The organism is Methylosinus sp. C49 (assembly GCF_009936375.1).
Lineage (GTDB): Bacteria > Pseudomonadota > Alphaproteobacteria > Rhizobiales > Beijerinckiaceae > Methylosinus.
In genome coordinates, this window is sequence record NZ_AP022332.1 from 2435568 (window position 1) to 2457879 (window position 22312).

The 22312-nt window shown below is 64.6% G+C and carries 18 protein-coding genes and 2 tRNA genes; 9 read left to right on the forward strand and 11 right to left on the reverse strand.

What is annotated here, in order from left to right; translation table 11 throughout:
* Positions 1-58: 58 nt before the first annotated feature.
* The 4 genes from GYH34_RS11540 to GYH34_RS11555 form a co-directional block, all read right to left on the reverse strand.
* Positions 59-2071, reverse strand: a complete 2013-nt coding sequence (locus GYH34_RS11540) for an acetyl/propionyl/methylcrotonyl-CoA carboxylase subunit alpha (protein ID WP_161913706.1) — start codon at positions 2069-2071, stop codon at positions 59-61.
* Between the two features lie 81 nt (positions 2072-2152).
* Entirely contained in the window at positions 2153-2788 is a 636-nt protein-coding gene (locus tag GYH34_RS11545) for an ATP-dependent Clp protease proteolytic subunit (protein WP_036286864.1), read from the reverse strand.
* 245 nt (positions 2789-3033) lie between these two features.
* The gene (gene tig / locus GYH34_RS11550) at positions 3034-4398 is read right to left on the reverse strand and encodes a trigger factor (RefSeq protein WP_161913707.1); all 1365 of its coding nucleotides are present in this window, start codon (positions 4396-4398) and stop codon (positions 3034-3036) included.
* 76 nt (positions 4399-4474) lie between these two features.
* Positions 4475-4559, reverse strand: a tRNA-Leu gene (locus GYH34_RS11555).
* A 292-nt stretch (positions 4560-4851) separates the two neighbouring features.
* Between GYH34_RS11555 and GYH34_RS11560 the strand changes: the two genes are divergently transcribed.
* The 3 genes from GYH34_RS11560 (at position 4852) to GYH34_RS11570 (ending at position 9636) form a co-directional block, all read left to right on the forward strand.
* Positions 4852-6210 carry a multicopper oxidase domain-containing protein gene (locus GYH34_RS11560; RefSeq protein ID WP_161913708.1) on the forward strand — a complete coding sequence of 453 codons (1359 nt, stop codon included), beginning with the start codon at positions 4852-4854 and terminating at the stop codon, positions 6208-6210.
* Between the two features lie 170 nt (positions 6211-6380).
* Positions 6381-7292, forward strand: coding sequence for a crotonase/enoyl-CoA hydratase family protein (locus GYH34_RS11565; protein ID WP_161913709.1), 912 nt, complete (start codon positions 6381-6383; stop codon positions 7290-7292).
* A 43-nt stretch (positions 7293-7335) separates the two neighbouring features.
* Entirely contained in the window at positions 7336-9636 is a 2301-nt protein-coding gene (locus GYH34_RS11570) for an EAL domain-containing protein (RefSeq protein WP_161913710.1), read from the forward strand.
* A gap of 68 nt (positions 9637-9704) precedes the next feature.
* On the opposite strand, the gene GYH34_RS11575 is transcribed toward GYH34_RS11570, so the two are convergent.
* Positions 9705-10457: an enoyl-CoA hydratase gene (locus GYH34_RS11575; RefSeq protein WP_161913711.1), complete on the reverse strand. Its 753-nt coding sequence runs from the start codon at positions 10455-10457 to the stop codon at positions 9705-9707.
* A gap of 453 nt (positions 10458-10910) precedes the next feature.
* Here GYH34_RS11575 and GYH34_RS11580 point away from each other — a divergent pair, with 453 nt between their 5' ends.
* The gene (locus GYH34_RS11580) at positions 10911-11480 is read left to right on the forward strand and encodes a hypothetical protein (protein WP_161913712.1); all 570 of its coding nucleotides are present in this window, start codon (positions 10911-10913) and stop codon (positions 11478-11480) included.
* Between the two features lie 49 nt (positions 11481-11529).
* On the opposite strand, the gene GYH34_RS11585 is transcribed toward GYH34_RS11580, so the two are convergent.
* Entirely contained in the window at positions 11530-12207 is a 678-nt protein-coding gene (locus tag GYH34_RS11585; RefSeq protein ID WP_161913713.1) for an ABC transporter ATP-binding protein, read from the reverse strand.
* A gap of 5 nt (positions 12208-12212) precedes the next feature.
* Entirely contained in the window at positions 12213-13514 is a 1302-nt protein-coding gene (locus GYH34_RS11590; protein ID WP_174242400.1) for a lipoprotein-releasing ABC transporter permease subunit, read from the reverse strand.
* Between the two features lie 234 nt (positions 13515-13748).
* Between GYH34_RS11590 and GYH34_RS11595 the strand changes: the two genes are divergently transcribed.
* On the forward strand, positions 13749-14075 hold the full coding sequence (locus GYH34_RS11595; RefSeq protein WP_161913714.1) for a GNAT family N-acetyltransferase: 327 nt from the start codon (positions 13749-13751) through the stop codon (positions 14073-14075).
* Between the two features lie 4 nt (positions 14076-14079).
* Here the strand turns inward: GYH34_RS11595 and GYH34_RS11600 are convergent, their stop codons facing one another.
* On the reverse strand, positions 14080-15930 hold the full coding sequence (locus GYH34_RS11600) for an ABC-F family ATP-binding cassette domain-containing protein (RefSeq protein ID WP_161913715.1): 1851 nt from the start codon (positions 15928-15930) through the stop codon (positions 14080-14082).
* Between the two features lie 156 nt (positions 15931-16086).
* On the opposite strand from GYH34_RS11600, the gene GYH34_RS11605 reads away from it, so the two are divergent.
* Together GYH34_RS11605 and GYH34_RS21920 are read left to right on the forward strand one after the other, a co-directional pair.
* Positions 16087-16162 (forward strand) — tRNA-Glu (locus tag GYH34_RS11605).
* A 367-nt stretch (positions 16163-16529) separates the two neighbouring features.
* The gene (locus GYH34_RS21920; protein ID WP_244635063.1) at positions 16530-16832 is read left to right on the forward strand and encodes a hypothetical protein; all 303 of its coding nucleotides are present in this window, start codon (positions 16530-16532) and stop codon (positions 16830-16832) included.
* 199 nt (positions 16833-17031) lie between these two features.
* Here GYH34_RS21920 and GYH34_RS11610 read toward each other — a convergent pair whose 3' ends face one another.
* Together GYH34_RS11610 and GYH34_RS11615 are read right to left on the reverse strand one after the other, a co-directional pair.
* A complete protein-coding gene (locus GYH34_RS11610; protein ID WP_161913716.1) occupies positions 17032-18336 on the reverse strand; it encodes a glycosyltransferase family 2 protein in 1305 nt (434 codons plus the stop codon).
* A gap of 165 nt (positions 18337-18501) precedes the next feature.
* Positions 18502-19650, reverse strand: a complete 1149-nt coding sequence (locus tag GYH34_RS11615; protein WP_161913717.1) for a HupE/UreJ family protein — start codon at positions 19648-19650, stop codon at positions 18502-18504.
* 218 nt (positions 19651-19868) lie between these two features.
* Here GYH34_RS11615 and GYH34_RS11620 point away from each other — a divergent pair, with 218 nt between their 5' ends.
* Both GYH34_RS11620 and GYH34_RS11625 read left to right on the forward strand, forming a co-directional pair.
* On the forward strand, positions 19869-20345 hold the full coding sequence (locus tag GYH34_RS11620; protein WP_161913718.1) for a copper resistance CopC family protein: 477 nt from the start codon (positions 19869-19871) through the stop codon (positions 20343-20345).
* Positions 20346-20375: 30 nt separating this feature from the next.
* The gene (locus tag GYH34_RS11625; RefSeq protein WP_174242401.1) at positions 20376-20945 is read left to right on the forward strand and encodes a hypothetical protein; all 570 of its coding nucleotides are present in this window, start codon (positions 20376-20378) and stop codon (positions 20943-20945) included.
* Position 20946: 1 nt separating this feature from the next.
* On the opposite strand, the gene GYH34_RS11630 is transcribed toward GYH34_RS11625, so the two are convergent.
* Positions 20947-22092, reverse strand: a complete 1146-nt coding sequence (locus tag GYH34_RS11630; protein ID WP_161913719.1) for a PepSY-associated TM helix domain-containing protein — start codon at positions 22090-22092, stop codon at positions 20947-20949.
* Positions 22093-22312: the final 220 nt, after the last annotated feature.

The following is a 22312-nucleotide window of genomic DNA, read 5'->3' on the forward strand; positions in this document are numbered from 1 at the left end:
GAAAAAAGCCCGGCGGATTTGCCGGGCTCTCAAATTTTTCAATGCTTTGGCTCGGCCGTTACTCGGCGAACTCCATGATCACCGCATCGACGGCGAGGCTGTCGCCCGGCTTGGCGGCGATCTTCTTGATCGTCACGTCGCGCTCGGCGCGCAGCACATTCTCCATCTTCATGGCTTCCACCATGCACAGCGGCTCGCCGGCCTTCACCTCCTGCCCCTCGACGACGTCGACCGTCTTGACGAGGCCGGGCATGGGGCAGAGCAGATGCTTGGAGACGCCGACATTCTTCTTCTTCGGCATCAGCGCGTTGAGCTCGGCCTCGCGCTTGGTGAAGACGCGCGCGTCCACCGCCACGCCCTGGTGCGAGAGCTGGAAGCCGTTGAGGATCGGCCGAATCTGCACATAGATGGAGGCCCCGTCTATGGTCCCCTCGAAGACGGGATCGCCCGGCCGCCAATGCGAGGAGATGCGGCGCGTGCGGCCGTCCTCCTCCTCGAAATGGACGATCAGCGCCTCGCCCTGCGTGTCCAGCGAGACGTGGAACGACAGCTCGCCGAGCGAGCAGACGCGCTCGCGCTCGAACTCGAACGGCCGGCCGTGGCCGAGCTGTCCGCTGATGAGGCGCTTGCGCTCGTTGCCGATGTGATCGACCAGCGCCGCCACCGTCGCCAGCACATGGGCGACCTCGCCATCCGGCTGCGGGGCGGCGAAGCCGCCCGCATATTCCTCAGCGATGAAGCCAGTGGAGAGCTGGCCGGACCGCCAGCGCTCATGCTGCATCAGCGAGGCGAGGAAGGGGATATTGTGGCGAATGCCGTCGATCACGAAGCGATCCAGCGCGCTGCCCTGGGCGTCGATCGCCGCGAGGCGGTCGGGGCCATGGGTGACGAGCTTGGCGATCATCGGATCATAATGGATGGAAATCTCGCGGCCTTCCGCGACGCCCGTGTCGTTGCGGACGGTGATCGCGCCCTCGCGCTTCTCCTCCGGCGGACGATATTTCACCAGACGGCCGATGGAGGGCAGGAAGTTGCGGGTCGGATCCTCGGCGTAGATGCGGCTCTCCACCGCCCAGCCGTTGATCGTCACCTTCTCCTGGCGCAGCGACAGAGGCTCGCCGGCGGCGACGCGAATCATCTGCTCGACGAGATCGATGCCGGTGATGAGCTCCGTGACCGGATGCTCCACCTGCAGGCGGGTGTTCATCTCGAGGAAGTAGAAGCTCTTATCCTGGCCGGCGACGAATTCCACCGTGCCGGCGGAGTCGTAATCCACCGCCTTGGCGAGCGCGACGGCCTGCGCGCCCATGGCGGCGCGGGTCTCCTCGTCGAGAAGCGGCGAGGGGGCTTCCTCTATCACCTTCTGATTGCGGCGCTGAATGGAGCACTCGCGCTCGTTGAGGTGAATGACGTTGCCATGCTTGTCGCCCAGCACCTGAATCTCGATATGGCGCGGGTTGACGATGAATTTCTCGATGAAGACGCGGTCGTCGCCGAAGGAGGATGCGGCTTCGGAACGGGCGCGGTTGAAGCCTTCGACCACTTCCTCGGCCTTGAAGGCGACGCGCATGCCCTTGCCGCCGCCGCCCGCGGAGGCTTTCAGCATCACCGGATAGCCGATCTCATTGGCGATGCGGACCGCTTCCTCGCCGTCTTGAATAACGCCGAGATAGCCGGGAACGACATTCACCTTGGCGGCGGAGGCGAATTTCTTCGACTCGATCTTATCGCCCATCGCCTCGATCGCGCGGGGATTGGGGCCGATGAAGACGATTCCGGCCTCGGCCAGCGCCGTGGCGAAGGCGGCGCGCTCGGAGAGAAAGCCATAGCCCGGATGCACGGCTTCGGCGCCGGTCTCCTTGCAGGCCGCGACGATCTTGTCGATGAGCAGATAGGATTGCGCAGCAGGGGGCGGGCCGAGATGAATGGCCTCGTCGGCCATTTCGACATGAAGCGCGTCGGCGTCGGCGTCGGAATAGACTGCGACCGTCTTTATGCCCATGCGGCGAGCGGTCTTGATGATGCGGCAAGCGATCTCGCCACGATTGGCGATCAGGATTTTACGAAACATGCGCGCCCCGATACATGCGGAACGGCGCGCCTGCCATTCTCGACCAGCGAGAAAAGCGGGCGCGCCGGGATTTGATCTGTGTCAGGCCTTGGCCTCGGTCGGATCGTCGGCATGGCTGACCTCCACTCGGTCGACGATGCCGAATTCCTTGGCCTCTTCCGCGGACATGAAGTGATCGCGATCGAGCGTCTTGTCGATCGTGTCATAGTCCCGGCCGGTGTGCTTGACGTAGATTTCGTTGAGACGCCGCTTGATCTTCATAATATCCTCCGCATGGCGGAGGATATCCGAGGCTTGGCCCTGGAAGCCGCCCGAAGGCTGATGGACCATGACGCGGGCGTTGGGCAGAGCGATGCGGTTGCCGGCCTCGCCGGCGCAGAGCAGCAGCGAGCCCATGGAGGCCGCCTGGCCGATGCAGAGCGTCGCCACCTTGGGCTTGATGTATTGCATCGTGTCGTAGATGGCGAGACCGGAGGTCACGACGCCGCCCGGCGAGTTGATGTAGAGAAAAATCTCGCGCTTCGGATTCTCGGCCTCGAGAAACAGGAGCTGGGCGATGATGACCGAGGCCATATGGTCCTCGACCTGACCGGTCAGAAAGATGATTCGCTCGCGCAGCAGGCGCGAATAGATATCGAAGCCGCGCTCTCCGCGGCTCGTGTTCTCGATCACCTGGGGGATCAGATATTGGTTGTAGACGTCGATCGGATCACGCATCTGTTTTGCGCCTTTTTTAGATTTGACTGGCCTGCGACCGATGCGCCGCGCAGCGGGGCTGTACGTTCCCGGCTCCGCGGCGGCATCTTCGACCCGCCGTCTTTCCCCCGCATGGAGTGAAAGCCACGAGCCAGCTTTTGGCTCGTTGGTAGCATATTGCGGCAAGCCGTCCAGACACAAACCGCAAAAGGGGCGGGCGGAAACCCCGGGGCCGCCCTTACTCGGCCCCGGGTGGGCGCGCCGGATCAGGCGGCGGGCTGGGCCAGATCGTCGTCTTCCTCGGCCGCGAGCAGCTCTTCCTTGGTCACGGACTTGTCGGTGACGCTGATCTTGGTGACCAGATGGTCGACGACCCGCTCCTCATAGAGGGGGGCGCGAATCTGGGCGAGGGCCTGGGGGTTGTTACGGTAATAGTCCCAAACCTGCTTCTCGCGGCCGGGGAAGGCGCGCACGCGCTCGACCAGCGCGTCGGTCACGTCCTTGTCCTCGACGGTCACGCCCGCGCCCTGGCCGATCTCGGCCAGCACCAGGCCGAGACGCACGCGGCGCTCGGCGATCTTGCGATATTCCTCGCGCGCGGCCTCTTCCGTCGTGTTCTCGTCCTCGAAGCTCTTGCCGGAGCGCTTGCGCTCGGCCTCGAGCTGGTTCCAGATCGTGTCGAACTCCTGGGCGACGAGACCCTCGGGCAGCTCGAAGCTGTATTTCTTGTCGAGAGCGTCCAGAAGCGAGCGCTTCAGCTTGGCGCGCGAGGCCTTGGCGTAATCGGCCTCGAGATTGCCGCGCACGGCGAAGGTCAGCTCGGCGAGCGATTCGAAGCCGTATTTGCTGGCGAAAGCGTCGTCGATCGGCAGCTCCTTCGGGCCGGCGACGGCCTTGACGGTCACATCGAACTCGGCGTCGCGCCCAGCGAGCGTCGGCACGCCGTAATCCTCCGGGAACTTCACCTTGACGACGCGCTGCTCGTCCTTGGCCGCGCCCTCGAGCTGCTCCTCGAAGCCGGGGATGAAGGAGCCCGAGCCGAGCACCAAATTCACGTCGCCGCCAGTGCCGCCCTCGAAGGGCTCGCCGTCGAGCTTGCCGGCGAAATCGATGGTGACGCGGTCGCCCTTGGCGGCGGCGCCTTCCTTATCCTCAAATTCGCGAATGCGATCGGCGAGATCGGAGATCGCCTTCTGGACCTCCTCCTCCGAGACCTCGGCGATGGGACGCTCGATGGCGATGTCGTCGAAGCCGCCGAGCTCGATCGCCGGCAGCACCTCGAAGGCGACGGAATAGGAGAAGTCGCCTTCGGCCTCGAGCGCCTTCTCGACCTCGGCCTGATCGGTCGGGAAGTCGAGGCGCGGCTCCATGGCGACGCGCAGGCTGTTGTCCTCGACGATCTTGCGATTGGCCTCGTTGACGGCCTCCTGCAGGACCTCGCTCATTATGCCTTTGCCGTAGATCTTCTTGAGATAGGAGATCGGCGCCTTGCCGGGGCGGAAGCCCTTGATCTGCGCCTTGCCGCGCAGCTCGACGAGCTGCGACTCGAGCTTGGCGGCGAGGTCGCCGGCCGGAAGCACCACTTTGAACTCGTGTTTCAAGCCCTGCGACAGGGTCTGCGTCACCTGCATGTCGTTTTCGCCTTCTCGAATCTCGACCAGTCCGGCGTGCGCCGGGAAAATATCTCTGCCGCCGGCGCGCGTCGGATGGTGCGGGCGGAGGGAGTCGAACCCCCACGACTTGCGTCACCGGAACCTAAATCCGGCGCGTCTACCAGTTCCGCCACGCCCGCGCCCCGACGCGCAAACGCCCGACGAGCCGCCGGCTCGCGGGCGAAACGCCAAAGGACCGAAGCCACGAGCCAAACGGCGTCGAAACGTCGCGGCGACAATCGAACGCCAGCTTCGAAACGCCGGCGTCGATGCGCGAACGCCGCCACGCGCCGGCTCGGGCGGGGGGCTCTATAGCACGACGCGCCGCCGGCGCTAAAGAAAATGTCACCTGTGGGGATGTAGGTTCGCGCCCTGTTGAAAGCCGGGCTCCGCTCGGGCCATATGCGGCGGCGAGGAGAGACCGGAGCCATCATGCCCTTCAATTGCTCACGCCGCGCCTTTGTTCGCGGAGTCGCCGCGACTCTCATCTCGCTCGAGGCTCGCGCCGAGCCGCCTGCCGCCGGCCCGAAAACGCTGACGGCGCGCAAAGGGACGGCTCGGCTGCTGCCGGAGCCGGCCCAGGCGACGGAGATTTGGGGATTCGAGGGGAAGGCTCCGGGGCCGCTGCTGCGCTTCGCTCAGGGCGACGAGCTGGCGGTCGGCCTCGCCAATGGCCTCGACAAGCCACTCTCCATCCATTGGCACGGCATGCGCGGCGACAACGCCATGGACGGCGTCGCGCCGCTCACCCAGGCGGAAGTCGGACCGGGCGGGCGTTTCGACTATCGCCGGAAATTGGTCGACGCCGGCCTCTTCTGCTATCGGCCGTCGGTTTTCGGTGCGACGCCGGAACTCTGCGGCCGCGGGCTGAAGGGCCTCGTCGTTGTCGACGAGCCCAAGCCACTGGAGGCCGACGCCGATCTTCTGCTCGTGCTCGACGATTGGCGGCTGGACAAGAATGGCGCGATCGAGGGCGATTTCGTCTCTGCCGCCGCAGCCGCCGGGGCAGGGCGCATCGGAACGCTGGTGGCGGTGGACGGCGCCTCGGCGCCGGCGCGGCGCGATTTCGCGCCGGGCGCGCGCATTCGCCTGCGCTTCGCAAATCTCGCCAACGCGCGAATCATGTTCGTCGGCTTCGACAATATTCAGCCCTTCGTCGTGGCCGTGGACAGCCAGCCCTGCGACGCCTTCGAGCCCGTGCGCCGCACCATTCCCGCCGCGCCCGGAGCGCGATTCGAGCTGCTGTTCGATCTTCCGCAGGCCGAGAACGCCGCCGCCAAGCTGATTCTGCGCGGCATGGGCGGAGAGCCCGACCGCGAGCTTGCGATCCTCACCACGCACGGCGCTAAGGCGGCTCCGCGCCCGCCGATCGCGGCGCTGCCGCAAAATCCCTTGCTGCCGATAGAGATAAAGCTGCAGGCGGCCAAGAAGGTCGATCTCACCTTGGAGCCGCCCGCCGCGTCCGGCGCGCCCTGGCGCATCAATGGCGCGCCCAGCAAGGCCTATGGCGGTCCGCCTCTGTTCCAGGTGAAGCGCGGCGCGCCGGTGACGCTCGGCTTCGTCAATCGCTCTGATGTCGTCGCCGTGATGCATGTCCACGGACATTGCGTGCGGCTTCTGCACGATCTCGACGATGGCTGGGAGCCCTATTGGCGCAATGGCGTCGTCGTGCCGCCGGGCAAGACCAAGCATGTCGCCTTCGTCGCCGACAGCCCCGGCAAATGGGCCGTGCATGACGATATTCTCGAGCACGAGGCGGCGGGGCTCGCCGCATGGTTCGAGGTGAAGTGAGCGCGAGCCGCACCGCGCGATTTGGGATTTACGAATAAATATAATATTCTGAAATAAGGATACGATAACGTCCCGAGCGTTAGACTGGCGCCGCGAGGCCGCAGTGTCACGCCGCGAGCGGGCTTAGAATTCGGTTGCGTCACACTCGCCCGTTGAATCAGAGCGCCCCGATGACCGAAGCTTTCGAGTTCGACATCAAGAAGCCGGAAGATTTTCCGCATTGGGAGTTCGATCATATCGATCTCGAATATGATTCCGTGACGCGCGCCGTATGGATGAATTACAAAGCGTCGTCGCCTCCCTTCTATGCGATGCAGACGCTCTCGGACATGGCGAGCGTTCGCGAATCGCTTCGGTATATGCATGCGCTCGACGGCTTTGCGCGGTTTCCGGTCCGCTACTTCGTGATGAGCTCGAACAAGAAATCGGTGTTCAGCCTCGGCGGCGACCTCGTGACCTTCACCTCGTCTATCCGTGGCGGCCGGCGGGACCGTTTGATCGCCTATGCGCATGCCTGCATCGATCTCATCTATTCGCTGGTCTGCGGCCTCTGGCTGCCGATCGTCTCGCTCTCCGCCGTGCGCGGCCAATGTCTCGGCGGCGGCTTCGAGGCCGCGCTCGCCTCGGATTTCATCCTGGCGGAGGAGAGCGCCAAGCTGGGCGTGCCGGAGGCGAGCTTCAACGCTTTTCCGGGAATGGGGGCAGTGTCGCTGCTCACGCGGCGGCTCGGCGTCGCTCAGGCGGAACGAATTATCGGCTCCGGGGCGATCTATTCGGCGAGCGAGATGCTCGAGCTCGGCGCCATCGATCTGATGACTCCCGACGGCACTCTGCGGCAGGCCGCCGACGCCTGGATGCTCGAGGGCGGCGACGAGCGTTGGGCGCGCCGTTGCGCGCTCGCCGAGGCACGGCGAAGCTGCTTTCCCGTCACCAGGGACGAGCTGATAGAGATCACCGATCTCTGGGCGGATTGCTCGACCGCGCTGAGCGACCAGGATTTGCGGCATATGGAGCGGCTCGCCGCCGCCCAGAAGCGAATGGCGACCTCGAGCGGAGCGGCGGACGACGGCCGTTCCCGTTAGCGCCGGCTCGTCGGCGATCTTTTGCGACATGAAAGTCATAGCGATGACGAAACGACAGATCGAGGATGTCGCGGCGGAGGATCAGAAGTACGAGATCTATGCCGATCTCGTCGAGACGCTGTTCGGCACGCCGGGCTCCTTTGTCGCGGGCATAGGCGCGGGATTGCTGGTCGCCGTCATCGCATGGCTCACCACGGGCGATCTCGTCTATTTCGGCTTCGTGCTGGCTCTGCTGCTTATCAGCGCCTATCGCATCCATGTGCTGATCGCTCACACGCGCACGCCTGTCGAGCAGCGCCGGCGGGACGCCCGGCGATGGGAGCTGCGCTACGCGATCGGCGGCGTGAGCTTCATGACGGTCGTCGGCGTGACCGCGGCCGTGCTGTTCAACGCTCATCACAGCGAGATGGTGGCTTATTACGGCGTTGTGCTGATGACAGGATGCGCCGGCGCGTTGGCGGGGCGTAACGCGGGCCGGCCGCACATCGTCCTCGGGCAGGTCATCGGCGTCTGCGCGCCTTTGGCCATCACCTGCCTCTTCAACTTCTCGATCTGGTACTGGGGGCTGACCGGCATCATCGTGCTCGGCATCGTCTCCGTCGAGTCCACCACGAAATTTCTGAACTCGGTGCTGGAGTCGGCGCTGCGCAACGGCCGCGACGCGGACACGCAGCGTCGGCGTTTCAAGTCCGCCTTGAACAGCATGACTCACGGCCTGTGCATGGGTCGGGCCGACAAGTCGCTCACCGTCGTCAATCGTCGAATGTATGAGTTTTTCGGCCTCGATTCGGACACGATGCCGAAAGATCTCGCCACGCTGACGCGCATGATCGGCGAGAGCGCGAACATCTCGCGCGAGGACACGCAGGTTTTCCTCGAGCAGTGGACGTCGCGCGCCTCGCTTCCGCGCACGGATGTCTTCTCCCGCGAGATCGGCGATCGCATCTTCGATTTTCGCTGCGAGCCGGCCGACAATGGCGCCTTCGTCACCGTCGTCGAGGATGTGACCGAGCAGAGACGCGCGGCGCGCGAGATCGAGCGGATCGCGCATTTCGATACTTTGACCAGTCTCGCCAATCGTTTCCAGTTCCAGCAGCGGCTGGAGCGCGATCTACGGCATATTCGCAAGCGCGGGCTCAGTCTCGCGCTTTTGTGCATCGATCTCGATCAGTTCAAGGAGGTCAATGACACGCTCGGACATACGATCGGCGACCGGCTCCTCTGCGCGGTCGCCGAACGTCTGCGCGAATGCGTGCGCTCGGTCGATATGGTGGCGCGCTTCGGCGGTGACGAGTTCTGCATCCTCATGCATCCGACGATCGAGACGCCGCCGGCCGACGCGCTGGCGCGCCGCGTCATAGAGGCGATCGGCCGCCCCTATGTCGTCGAGGGACACACGATCGTCATCGGCGCCAGCGTCGGCCTCTGCATCGCGCCGCGGGACGCGATCTCCGTCGAGGGGCTGCTGAAATGCGGCGATCTCGCAATGTATCATTCCAAGGCCGCCGGACGACGGCAGGCCATATGGTTCGAGACGTCGATGGAGGATGCGCTGGTCAGCAAGCGGCGCATCGAGCGCGAGCTGCGCGAGGCGCTCAGGACCGAGGCGCTCGAGGTTCATTACCAGCCCATCTACGACGCGCGCGACCAAACCATCTCGACCTGCGAGGCGCTGACGCGCTGGCGCCACCCGCAATTGGGCTATGTGCCGCCGTCCTCCTTCATCCCGATCGCCGAAGAGACCGGGATGATCGTCGAGCTGGGCGAATGGGTGCTGCGCCGCGCTTGCCGCGACGCGCATCTTTGGCCGTCGGCGGCGCGGGTTGCGGTGAATTTCTCGTCGCGGCAGTTTCAGCAGCCGGACATGATCGAGCGCGTCCGCAGCGCGCTCGACGCCGCCGGGCTGGCGCCGAGCCGGCTCGAGATCGAGATCACGGAATCGACGCTGATGCAGGACACGGAGGACGCCGCCGCCAAGATCGCGGGGCTGCGCGCGATCGGCGTCCGCTTGTCGCTCGACGATTTCGGTACCGGCTTCAGCAGCCTCGGCTATTTAAATCGTTTTCCAGTCGACAAGGTGAAGCTCGATCGCAGCTTCGTCTCCGAGCTCAGCGTCTCCAGCAAGACGCAGGCGATCGTCGGCGCCGTCTCGCTGCTGACCGCGGAGCTCGGCATAGATCTCGTCGCGGAAGGCGTCGAGACGCATGAGCAGCGCGCGCTGCTGCTCGCCAAGAATGTGCATCTGATGCAGGGCTTCCTGTTCAGCATGGCCAAGCCGCAGGCGGAGCTGGCGCAGATTTTTTCCGGCGTCGCGCGCGGCGGCAAGCTGAAGGTCGTCGCCTGAGAGAAGCGCCCGGCGCCCATCTTCCGCGGGCGCCGGCCGAAATTTCGTCTCGCGATATAAATGCTGTTTCAGACCCGCCGGCTCGCGGCCGGGGCCGTCTCCACCCGGCGCACCGGCGGGGCGCTGATGCGCTGCGCGCGGAACATGCTGTAGGAGGCGTTGTAGCGGCGCCCGCATTGCCGCACATAGCTCTCCGCGCCCAGCAGGCCTTCGCCATTCTCGACGATATGCTTGACGAGGCAGAGCTCCTGCATCTGCTCGGCGGTGAGGATCTCGCCATTCTCCATCAGCCGCTCCGCCTTCACGAAGCCGAGCTTCTGCGCCAGCGCGCCATAGACGCCGATGGCCGAGGCGAGATCGGCCTCGAAGCAGAAGCGCGCATAGCGGTCGGCCACCATCATGGAGCAGGAGAGGGCGAAGTCGAGATCCGCCCCGTTCAGATAGGTCCTTGCCCATGCGATCGATATGACGGGCGCATCGAGAATGAGCCGCGCGGTCGCCGACGCCAGCTCGTCGAAGCCTTCCGCGGCGACGGCCGTGGAATCGTCACAGTGCGCGAAGTCGAAAACCAGATATTTGAGACCGGGCAGATGGCCTTCGGAAATTTTGCGCAGCAACAAGGTCAGCCCGTCGATGCTGTCGCGATCGAAACCGCAGGCGAGCTTGCTCACCAGGATCGTATCCAGATCGTCCATGCGATGGATCTCCAGCGACGAGCGCTGTCGGATGAAATCCAGCGGATCCGAGAAGTCGGAAGGGGAAACATAAGTCTCAGCGGCGACAGCGGAGGTGATGTCGTTCTTCGAAACTACCGCATTCATGTTTCGTCTCCTATTCGAATGGTTTCGCAATTCTTACCGAGTTACTTAAAATTTTAAAGAAGTTTCGACCGCGTCTTCGCTCATGGTTAATTTCAGGACCGAAATTTACGTACGTAGTCGCGCGTTTTCGGCCTGCCGGGCGGGTTGCGACTTTTTGCCGCTGGCGGGTGGCGGGATCTGGTAGCAACTGCCCGAAAGTGTGCGGTGTCCGGCAGCGAAGCGGGAGCCGGAAGGCCTGGACGGCGGGTCACGCAGGCCTGGGGCCGCGGCATTTCCGCGCCCGCGCGTTTACGAGTGAAAACTTCGTCCCTATCTCGCTAGGAGTGTGTGCTAAAAGCCGGGAGTGACGCTCGGCCGAGGGGTCGAGTCGCATCGCGGTCATCGACGCCGGGTCGGCGAGAGTGCTGCAGCCGCTCATGAGAAGCGGCGACAACATGGATAGGGAGAGAAAAGATGAATCTTCGACTTCTGGTCGCTCTTGCCATGGCGACGGCCGGATTGGTCGGCGAGGCCCATGCGCATGGCGGCGTGAGCTCCGACACCGGCCAGTGCATCATGAAGATCGGCCCCGACACGATGAACTTCACCGGCTACCAGCCGCTGAAGTCCCGCGAGGTCTTCTGCGACGACATTCCCGATGTCGGCCCGACGATCATCGTGCTGGACGCCGTGCAGGACGAGCTGCGCGACATGGCGTTGGAGATTCGCATTCTCCGCAATGTCGGCCAGAGCGACGACAACGAGAATCTCGAGCAGAACACGGAAGTCTATCTGCCGCCGAAGAAATACCGCACCGGCACGCTCAACTTCGAATATAATTTCACCAAGAAGGGCGACTTCATCGGTCTGGTGAAGGCGAAGGCCGACGACGGACGCGAATATGTCTCGCGCTTTCCCTTCGCGGTCGGCACCACAGAGGACAAGAACATCATCATCGCCGTGTTCTTCGCCGCGCTCGGCCTCGTCGGCTTCGGCCTCTGGTATAAGAACAGCTTCATCGACAAGAAAAAGAAGGCGGCCTGATCTTTCGATCGCGCATGCTCCGGCCGGGCGGGCGCCTGGCCGGAACGCTTCAGGCGAGCTCGACGAGACGGCCGTCGCTGAGCGTGACGCGGCGGTCCATCTGATCGGCGAGATCGAGATTATGCGTCGCCACCAGCGCGGCGAGGCCGGTGTTGCGCGCCAGCGTCATCAAGGTCGCGAAAACATGCTGCGCGGTGCGTGGATCGAGATTGCCCGTCGGCTCGTCGGCGAGCAGAACACGCGGCGCATTGGCGACCGCGCGAGCGATGGCGACGCGCTGCTGCTCGCCGCCCGATAGTTGCGAGGGCAAATGCTTCGCCCGCTCGCCGAGCCGCAGATAATCGAGCAGTTCCGCCGCGCGCCGCTCCGCCTCGCGGCGATCCAGCCCGTTGATCGCCTGCGGCAGCGCGACATTCTCGAGCGCGGTGAATTCCGGCAGCAGATGATGGAACTGATAGACGAAGCCGATCGTCGAGCGGCGCAGGCCGGTGCGCTCATTATCGCTCATGTCGGAGGTCGCCAGCCCGGCGATGAGCACCTCGCCATCATCGGCGCGCTCCAGCAGGCCGGCGATATGCAGCAGAGTGGATTTGCCGGCGCCTGAAGGCGCGATCAGCGCCACCGTCTCGCCGGCCGCGAGCGTGAGATCGGCGCCGATGAGAATGTCCAGACGCCCGTCGCCTTCGCGATAATGGCGGGCGACGCCGGAAAGCTCGAGAACTGTCATGGGCCTCACTCGTGGCGCAGGGCGTCGATCGGATCGAGGCTCGCCGCTTTCCAGGCAGGATAGATGGAGGCGAGAATGGCGAGCACGAGCGTCATGACGACGACGAGCGCCACCTCGCGCGGCTCGACGATCGAGGGCAGGCGCGACAGAAAATAGAGCTCCGCCGGAAACAGATTGGCGTGCATCAGCTTGTTGAGCAGCAGCCGGATCGTGTCGAGATTTTTGGCGAGCGTCAGTCCCAGCAGAAAGCCGGCGATGTCGCCGACGACGCCGATGGACGCGCCGATGATGAGGAAGATGCGCAGCACTGCGCCGCGCGTCGCGCCCATTGTGCGCAGAATGGCGATGTCGGAGGATTTGTCCTTCACCAGCATGGTGAGGCCGGAGATGATGTTGAGCGCCGCCACCAGAACGATCAGCGTCAATATGATGAACATCACATTGCTCTCGACCTGCAGCGTGTCGAAGAAAGTCTTGTTGCGCTGCCGCCAGTCGGTGAGCATCAAGGGCCGATCGATATTGGCGTCTATGTCGGCGCGGAACTTGTCCACAGCGTCCGGCGCGTCGAGAAAGGCCTCGATCACCGTCGCCTCATTCTCGTGATTGAAGAATAATTGCGATTCGGCGAAGGGCATGTAGACGAAGACACGGTCATATTCCGACATGCCGATCTGGAAGATCGCCGTCACCGGATAGGCTTTTATGCGCGGCGCGACGCCGAAAGGCGTCGATGCGCCCTTGGCGATGAGTATGCTGATATTGTCGCCGACGCGCACGCCGAGCGACTCGGCGAGGCGCTGGCCGATGGCGACGCCGCCGGCGCTGTCGAAGCCTTGGAACGTCCCGTCCTTCACATTTCCAGCGAGGCCCGGCAGACGCAGAATGTCCTGCTCGCGTATGCCGCGCACCAGCGCGCCCGACTGCCCATAGGGGGAGGAGACGCCGGCCGCGCCCTCCACCATGGGCGCGACGAGCTTGACGCCGGGCAGGCGCTGCATCCGCGCCGTGACCTCGGCCCAATCATTCAGCGGCCGCTCGGCCGCCTGCACGAAGGCGTGGCCGTCTATGCCGACGATCTTGTCCATCAGCTCGCGGTGAAAGCCGTTCATCACCGACATCACGACGATGAGCGTCGCCACGCCCAGCATGATGCCGAGAAAGGAGAAGCCGGCGATCACCGAGACGAAGCCATTGGCGCGCCGTGTCCGCACATAGCGGAAGGCGACCATCCATTCGAAGGGCGCGAAGGCGCGCAAGCGCGGCGGCGGCTCGGTCTCGACCACGGTAGACAAAGTAGATTCGCTCATTTCGGCATTGTGCCCATCCGCTCGAGCCTTTCAAGCGCGCCACAGAAATGGGCGTTTCCCATGTGAGAGAGGCGAATCGAAGGCGAAGACGGGACCGTCGCCGGCATGGCGGAAAACCGACAGCAAGGCGAGAGCCGAGCCTGCCGAGGCCAGAAAAATTAACGTCTGGCCCTTAATTTGCTGCACTGCATTCACCACCTCGACATCGGCGGTGGGCAATCGAGGAGACGAGAAATGGGTTCGATCGCCCAGCTGAAGAGCGCGCCGCGCAAGTCGCATGGCGCTGTCCACGACAATGTCGAGCTCGATCGTTTCGAGCTCGATCTCGAAGACGGAACGGCCGTCGCCTATTACCGCATGGCGCCCGGCGCCATCGTCTTCACCCATACAGAGACGCCGCCGGCGCTGCGCGGCAAAGGCGCCGCCTCGGAGCTGATCCGCGGCGCGCTGCAATGGGCGCGGGCGCGTGGGCTGAAGGTCGTTCCCGAATGCTCCTTCGTGGCCGATTATATCGCGCGCCACCAGGAATTCGCCGATCTGGTCCTGCGCAAATCGGCCTGAATCCCTACCCCTCGTCCGAGAGCGAGAGCCACTGATCTTCTGCCTCGGCGAGCGCCGAGGCGAGATCGGCGCGCTGCTGGGCGAGGCGATTGGCCTCCTGCGGATTGCGCGAAAACGCGCTCGGATCGGCGAGCGCGGCGTCGACGCGCGCCAATAGCTCGGCCAGCTTTTTCATGCGCTCTTCCGCCGCCGCCAGCTTGCGGCGCGCCTGGCCGGCGTCGCGCTTGCCCTCGAGCCGGCGCGGCTTTTCGCGCGGCTCCTCTTCCTTGCGCTGCTCGCGGGCGTCGCCATTGGCGCGCGCCAGAACATAGCGCGCATATTCGTCGACATCGCCGTCGAAGGCTTTCACCGTGCCGCCTTCGACCAGCCATAGGCGATCGGCGCAGGCCTCCAGCAAATAGCGATCATGCGAGACGAGCACGATCGCGCCCTCATGGGCGTTGATCGCCTCGACCAGCGCGGCGCGGCTGTCGATGTCGAGATGGTTGGTCGGCTCGTCGAGGATGAGCAGATGCGGCCCATAAAAGGAAGCGACGCCGAGCAGCAGCCGCGCCTTCTCGCCGCCGGAGAGGCGCTCCACCTTCGTGTCCGCCCGCGCGCCGGAAAAGCCGGTCTGCGCCGCCCGCGCGCGAATGCGCGCCTCGGGCGCGCCGGGCATCAGCGCGGCGAAGACGGAGTAGGGCGAGTCCTTTTCGTTCAGATCGTCGACCTGATGCTGCGCGAAAAATCCTGCCTCCAGCTTGGCGGCGCGCACCATATTGCCGCTCTTGGGCTCGAGCCGGCCCGCCAGCAGCTTGGCGAAGGTCGATTTGCCGTTTCCGTTGGAGCCCAGCAATCCGATGCGATCGTCATTGGAGAGGCTGAGCGACAGGCGCGACAGCACCGTGCGCTCGTCATAGCCGACGCTCACATTCTCGAAAGCGATGATCGGCGGCGACAGCGGCTTTTCCGGCGAGGGCAGATAGATCGGCAGCACCTCGTCGTCGACGACCGCCGTGACCGGCCCCAGCTTCGCCAGCATTTTGAGGCGCGACTGCGCCTGACGCGCCTTGGTCGCCTTGGCGCGGAAGCGATCGACGAAGGCCTGCAGCTCGCGGCGGCGCTCCTCCTGCTTTTTGCCGGCCTTGGCCGCGAGCGCGCGCGCCTCCAGCCGCTGCGCCTCGAAGGAGCTGTAATTGCCCTTGTAGATCGTCAGCTTGCCGCGCTCGAGATGCAGAATATGCGTCGCGACCGCATCGAGCAGATCGCGATCATGGCTGATGACGAGGACATTGGCCGGATAATGCGCGAGATAATCGACGAGCCAGAGCGTGCCTTCGAGATCGAGATAATTGGTCGGCTCGTCGAGCAGCAGCAGCTCCGGCTGCGAGAACAGCACGGCGGCGAGGGCGACGCGCATGCGCCAGCCGCCCGAAAACTCCGAGAGCGGGCGCCGCTGCGCCTCGGCGTCGAAGCCGAGGCCGGAGAGAATCGCCGCCGCCCGCGCCGGCGCCGCATGGGCGTCTATGTCGACGAGGCGCGTCTGTATCTCGGCGATCTCATGCGGGTCGGTCTCGGTCTCGGCGCGCTCCAGCAGGGTCGCGCGCTCCGTGTCGGCGGCCAGCACGAAATCGACGAGCGCCGTCGGCCCGCCTGGGGCCTCCTGCTCGACGCGCCCGATCTTCAGTCTGGCGGGGAGGGAGATGGTTCCGGTCTCGCCGGCGATCTCGCCGCAGATGATTCGGAACAGCGTGGTCTTGCCGGCGCCGTTGCGGCCGACGAAGCCCGCGCGCGTCCGCGGCGGCACGAAGACCGAGGCCTTGTCGAAGAGCAGCCTCTCGCCGAGCCTGTAAGTGAGATCGTCAATGGAGAGCATGGCCTCGCCTCTAGGGCCTTTGCTGGCGATGTGCAACGTCGGCGCCGCCGAAGCCTCGCGCTCGGCTTGTGAGAAGGCCGTCTTGGCGCTTGTCAGCCCGAGCGCAGCCCTCTATATCTGCGCCCGCTTCGCGCCGCCCTCCGGTCGGCGCAGCCCGCGCCCATCGTCTAGAGGCCTAGGACGTCGCCCTTTCACGGCGAAAACACGGGTTCGATTCCCGTTGGGCGCGCCAATAATTTCAACGCCTTAAGGTCGGTAGCGGCGAATTCGTCGAATATATGCCCGCGAACGGCTGCGCACGTCCGCGCGCTCCGCCCTCCCTTCCTGACCAGCCTTCGGCCTGACGTCCATCGGCCGTGCGCCACACGCTGCGCATCGGAATAGACTGGAAAGGTCCGAGACATAGATCGAGCCCGGCAGCTCCGAGAGGTCGATAATATGCCGCTGGCTGCAGGCGCACTCTCCTCGAGCCTGAAGCGTCAGCGCGCGACTCCACGTAATCGGCGCAATTCGATCCGAAGTTTGGCCTGGGCTGAGACGAGAAGCGAAGCCGGAAGGGCCATAAGGCGACGGCTCGCAGAGAGTGGAAGGTTGTTGCAATGATTGCTCTCGCGAATGGACAGCTGCCGCGGAAGATTTTGATTCTCATAATCACGCTCGTCACTGCGCTGTCTCTCTCGGGCTGTTACACTCCCGGACAACGCGCCACAGGCGGCGCGATCATCGGCGGACTCGGTGGCGCGGGCATTGGCGCTCTAGCGTCTGGAGGCCTTGCCGGCCCGACGCTCGCTGGCGCGGCAGTCGGGGCGGCAGGAGGCGCGATCATCGGCGCTGTCACCGCGCCCCGGCGTTACGGTTGGCGTCGCCACGCTTACCGGCATCGCCACTATCGCTATTACTGATGCGTCTATCGTCGAGCCGTCCGAGCCGACATAGAGCCGAATGCAAAAACGCTCCGCGCTCACATCCGGCGTCGGGGCGTCTCGCTGTTGCGTCTGGTTCCGGTAAACCTTCGGCTTGCTCATAGAGTAGGCGGTCGGGTCCTGTGATGCGAGCGTGGGCGCGAGGCTCGTGGGTCGCCGCTCTCGGCGATTCTGCGCCTCAGAAATGCCAGAGCTGATCGCCGATCTTTCTCAGCCTCGGAAGATCGAGCAAGCGTCCGAAGGTCAGACAAAGCTCCGCCATGGGTCTCACCCAGGCGCGCGGGGCGCGTCTCTTCACGCCGGTCTGGCGCTTGCGGGCGCGCGTCACGCGTCTCGACAGTTCCACGAATACGTCCGCGCCGAGGCAGGCGCGAATTGTGTCGGCCTGCGCCGTCAATCTCGTCTCGATATAGCGCGAGAGGTTCTCATATTCCCGGAAGCCCGGGTGCGCGACGTGGGATTTCTGCAGGCAGATCAGCGCGTTGACATAGCGGTCCACGCCGAGGCGACCGGCCAGCTCGCCGACATCGTCGATCAGCCGATCGACGACCGCACACCAGGCAAAATATTCCGCCTTGAACGCCTTTGTCGGATCGGCGTTGTGAACGCCGCAGAGCTCGGCGTGGCCGGCGAATCCGTTTGTGCCATGAATGCGATAGATGGTCAGCGGGACGTCGATGAGCGCAACGCCGCTGAGCAGGCGCACGCCTTTGTTGAGATAAGTGTCGCCGTGGAGCCGCAGCTGCATCGAGCAGCTTCCGCCGAGCAGCAGGCTCAGCGCGTCGCGCCGGAAGCAATTGCCCGAGGTCGGCGCATAGACCCAATCGCCCCACTCATGCGCGTCGATGAAATGCACGCGGGAGCCCGCATCGTCCAGCGGCGCGCGCGCGAAAGGCCAGAGATCGCCGCAAAGATGGATGGGACGCAGGCGCTCCTTGCGGACGCCGCGTCCCGAGGCGATGAAATCGCCGAAAGCGCTCCATGAGGTTCGGACGACGCCCTCATTGGTGGATTGCAACATATCTGCGGAGGTGAAGCCGACCGCCGTCCGCAGCGAGAAATGCACGAAGATATGCGTCTCCACGAAATTCGGGAGGAGCATGTCGTCGGCGTCGAGAAACACCACATAAGCGCCGGAGCTGGCGGCGAAGCCGGTATGGAAGGCGGCCGTCTGTCCGAGGTTTTCAGCATGCGCGACGATCGCAACCTGCGGATGGCGGGCGCGAATGGCGCGAAGGACGAGATCGCTCTCGTCTGTCGAGGCGTCGTCGACGATGATGCATTCGATGCGCGGATAGGTTTGCGTGAGCACCGAATTGAGCGCCTCGAGCAGGAAGCGGCCGTAATTGTAATTGGTGATGACGACGCTCACGAGCGGGAGCTCATAGGCGAGCCGGCCGCCGAAAGCGCGGCCAGGATTCGGCTCGACGAAATCTACGTCCTTATCGTCGATCTCTCGAAATCGGGTGAAATTTTCTAGCATAATCGGCTCTACTGTCCAAAAACGCTTCACCGCCCGCGCTCGCGCGGAATGAATTCCATCGCGGCAAGCGCTGTCACGACAAGCCGTTACGTAACGCTATATACGTAGATATCCCTATTGAAAAGGGTGCGCGTCGCAATTCATGCGCGCATTGGTCGCGGCGCCTCAGCCGACGCCGAAAATGCGCTCCGCCAGCCAATAGGCGCCGAAGCAGGCGATGACGGCGGAGACGGCGCGCACGAGGCGCGGATCGCGCAGCCCATGGGTGAAAAATCGGTCGATCGCCAAAAGCAGCGGCAGCGCGACCAGCACCACGCCGATCTGTCCCGCCTCGACGCCGAGATTGAAGCTCGCCAGCGCCGGCACGAGCGCGCGCTGCGGCACGCCGATCTCGATGAGCCCGCTCGCAAAGCCGAATCCATGGATGAAGCCGAAGACGAAAGTGTCGCGCCAGCGGCCTTCCACCTTGCAGGTGAAGAAATTCTCGATCGCCACATAGATGATCGACAGAGCGATCGCGATCTCCACCCAGCGGCTCGGCAGATCGACGAGGCCGAGCGCCGCCAGCGACAGCGTCACCGAATGCGAGACGGTGAAGGCCGTCACCAGCTTCACGACCGGCCAGACGCGCGTCGCCCACAGCATCACCGCGATGAGGAAGCACAGATGATCGTAGCCGGTCATTATGTGCTCGATCCCGGCGGCGAAGAATTTCGGCGCCAGCCGCCAGGGGGTGAGCAGCGGCTTGGAGAGGTCGATCGGCGCGTCGCCGGGGAAGACCATCGCCTCGCCGGGCGCCGGCTCGGCGCCGAGACGCTGAGCCTCGGTGAGGCGCTCGTCGGCGTCGCGCTCGCCTATGCCGACGAGATGCTTCGCGCGGCGTCCCTGCGCCTCGAGCAGACGATAGGGATCGTAGAAGATCTGTCCCGCGACGGCGCGACAATCCAGGCGCAGCACGACCTTGGAATCGCGCGGATTGGCGGGGTCCGCGCCCACAGAGACGATCTCGCTCGGGCAGGATTCGCCGGCCTCGTTCCGCAGGGCGACGCGGCTCTGGATGAATTTGCCGATCATCGCCTCGATCACGCCGGGCTCGGTGAGATCGACATCGGCGGAACTCGGCTTGCTCTCGGCGAACATGCGCTCGATATCGGCGCCGAGAAAGCCGACGTCGAGGCGATAGCGGCCGCCTCCTTCCGGCACGATGCGGCTGCTGGAAATATCCGCCGTATGCGCCTTCGCCGCCGTCCCGCCGCCGAGAAGGACGAGAATGGCGAAGAGCAGGGCGAAGGGCGAAGGCGTCATTCTCGTCATCTCTCCCTCGCCATCGTTACTCTTGACGCTTTGCGACACGGCGACGTATGCAAGAAGCTGAAATAGTGCATATCAGACCGGCCATGACAAGGCCGAAGCGGATAGGGCCGACGCAGGCCGGCGCGCTCGTTGCGCCGCACAATTGCCGGCGGCGCGAGCGCCTTGCTCACGCCCGAGAGGGCGCATAGCATCGACGTAAGCACGACAAAACGGAAACCATGATCCTTCCCGCCGCCGCTCCTCGTCGAACCGCCGCCGCGCCGCGCCGCGCCGCGACTCTTCTGCTCGGCCTTGCTGTCTGCGTCGTCCCGCCGAGCGCATGGGCGCAGACGCTCGCTCTTCTCGCGCCGTCACAATCGCCGCCGCCGTGGGTGGGGCCGCCGGTGGTCCGCGCGCACGCCATCGTCGTGCGCACCTCGCCGGCGCAGGACGGCGTCGCGCCCGGAAACATCGGCAAGGTCGATGTCTGGTATGACGCCGGCATAAGGGACGCTTTCGCGGCGCTGGCGGTGATCGCCGCCTCCGGCGAGCGGGTCGACAAGCGCGACGCCGCGATCGATCGCGCCGATCCGGCTCATGTCTCTGTCGGCGTCAATCCGCTCGGCCCCGGCAAATATACGGTCCGCTACCGCGCGCTTTCGGCCGACGGCCATCTCGTCAGCGGCGCCTGGGAGTTCGAGGTGCGGCCTCAATAGCGCTGCAGCAAGGGAAAGGAAGCCGCCGAGATGAGCCCCAACGGCCGGATGAATCTGATGTTGTTCCTCGCCGTCGTGGCGATCGCCGCCGGCAACGCGGCCGCTTTCACCTATTCGCTCTGGGGGCCGTCCTTCAGCCTCTATTGGAATGATTTTCTGGATGCGCATCTCTATCGGCCGGCGGTCAAGGCGGGCGATCGCACAATTGCGAATTGCCTCAAGGTCAGCGATTTCTATTCGGCGCGGCTGACGACCTATTTTCTCGGGGATTCGGACAGCAGCGCCGGCGGTCCGACCACCGATCTCAGCAAATATGACGAATATTGCGATCGTGTGCCGGGCACCGGCAAGGTGATCTTCTCCGTCACGCTGATGGAGAAGGACGTGCGGAGCCAATCGGTCGCGCTCGCCTTCTACAAGAGCGACGCCAAAGGCGGGCTCGAGCTTTTGACCTCCGTCCCGTCCAAGCCGCATCCGGCCGGCTTCGTGACTTTGGAATCCTCGGTCGATCACAAGGGAAAATATCTCCTCGAGCTCGCTTTCGGCGAAGGCAAGAGCGAGGAGGACAAGATCGCCATGCCGATCTCCGTCGGCCAATAATTCACCTGCGCCGAGCGCGGCGCTTCTGCCGCCATCGCAGGAACCCGCTCACATAGAGGATGAGCGGCGCGAGCCCCGTCAGCGCGACCAGCGTGCGGCCGGGAACGCCGAAAGCCTCCCCGCAATGCAGCGGGAACAGCCATTCCAGCAGCTTCTCGCCCGCGGTGAAATCATCGCGGTCCTGCGTCTGCAGCACGCGGCCGCTGTAGCGATCGACGCCGACATTGCGGAATGTCTTGGCGCGGTTGGGCTCGCTTTCCGACTGCTTGCCGACGACATAGACGCCATCGTCGCCGCTCGGCAGCAGAACCCAATGCAGCCGTCCTTCCGGGAAAACCTTTTCCGCGCTGGCGACGGCCGCGTCGAGACCGATGGGCGCGCGGCCGGCGATCGGCGTCGATCGTCCAAAATCCGGCTCGGGACGCACGGGAGAGATCAGCGTCGCCAGCGAATGCGTCGCCGGCTTGAAGATCAAGGCGATTCCTGTGGCGAGCGTCGCCAGCAGGAGAATACCGAAATAGGCGCCGACGCTGCGATGCGCGTCATAGACGATGCGCTCGCGGCTCGCGCCCCATTTGATCGTCAGGCCCATCCGCCAATCGCCATTGCGCGGACGCCAGAGATAGAGTCCGGCGATGATCGACACGAAGAGGACAATGCCCAGAGCGCCGATGAGATAGGCGTTGTTCACGCCGAGCAGCAGCGTCCAATGGAACGCCATGACGATCTGGACGAAGGGCTGCGCGAGCACGTCGTCGCCATGCGCGACCAAGCGGTCGCCGGTCACTTCGGCCCGATAGGGATCGACGAAGATCTGATGGAAAGAGCTGTCGAGATCGTCGGTCTCGACCATATAGCCGATGATCGCCGCCGCTTTCGCATGACGCGGCAGAGTGATGCGCTCGGGTCGGCCCTCCGCCGGCATGGCCGCGGTCGCCGCAGCGAGAATCTGATCGAGCGGACGCATGACGGCCGGCGTCGGCGGCTCTACGCGCATGAGCGGGGCGTTCAGCCATTCGTCTATGTCTTCGCGAAAGGCGAGCAGGCTGCCGCTGAGCCCGATGAGGACGAAAACCGCGCCGGCGAAAAGACCGATGTAGCGATGGGCCGCCAGAAATATTTTGCGGCCCCGCTCTCTCCGCCACATGATGCGCGCCTCCGATCGCCAGATGTTGCTCGTGCTCGGCTTCGCCGCTGCGAGCGAGGGGAGCGTCTTCCGCAGCTCATGTCAACGGCGGTGGAGCGGCGGGCGGATCCCGAGGAGAAAATTCATGTGCAGGCCCCGGGATGTTTTGGCCGTCGGGCGCTAAACGTGTAATATGGATGATTGAGGCCCCGGGCCGCGGAAATGCGGTCCGAGTGGGGAA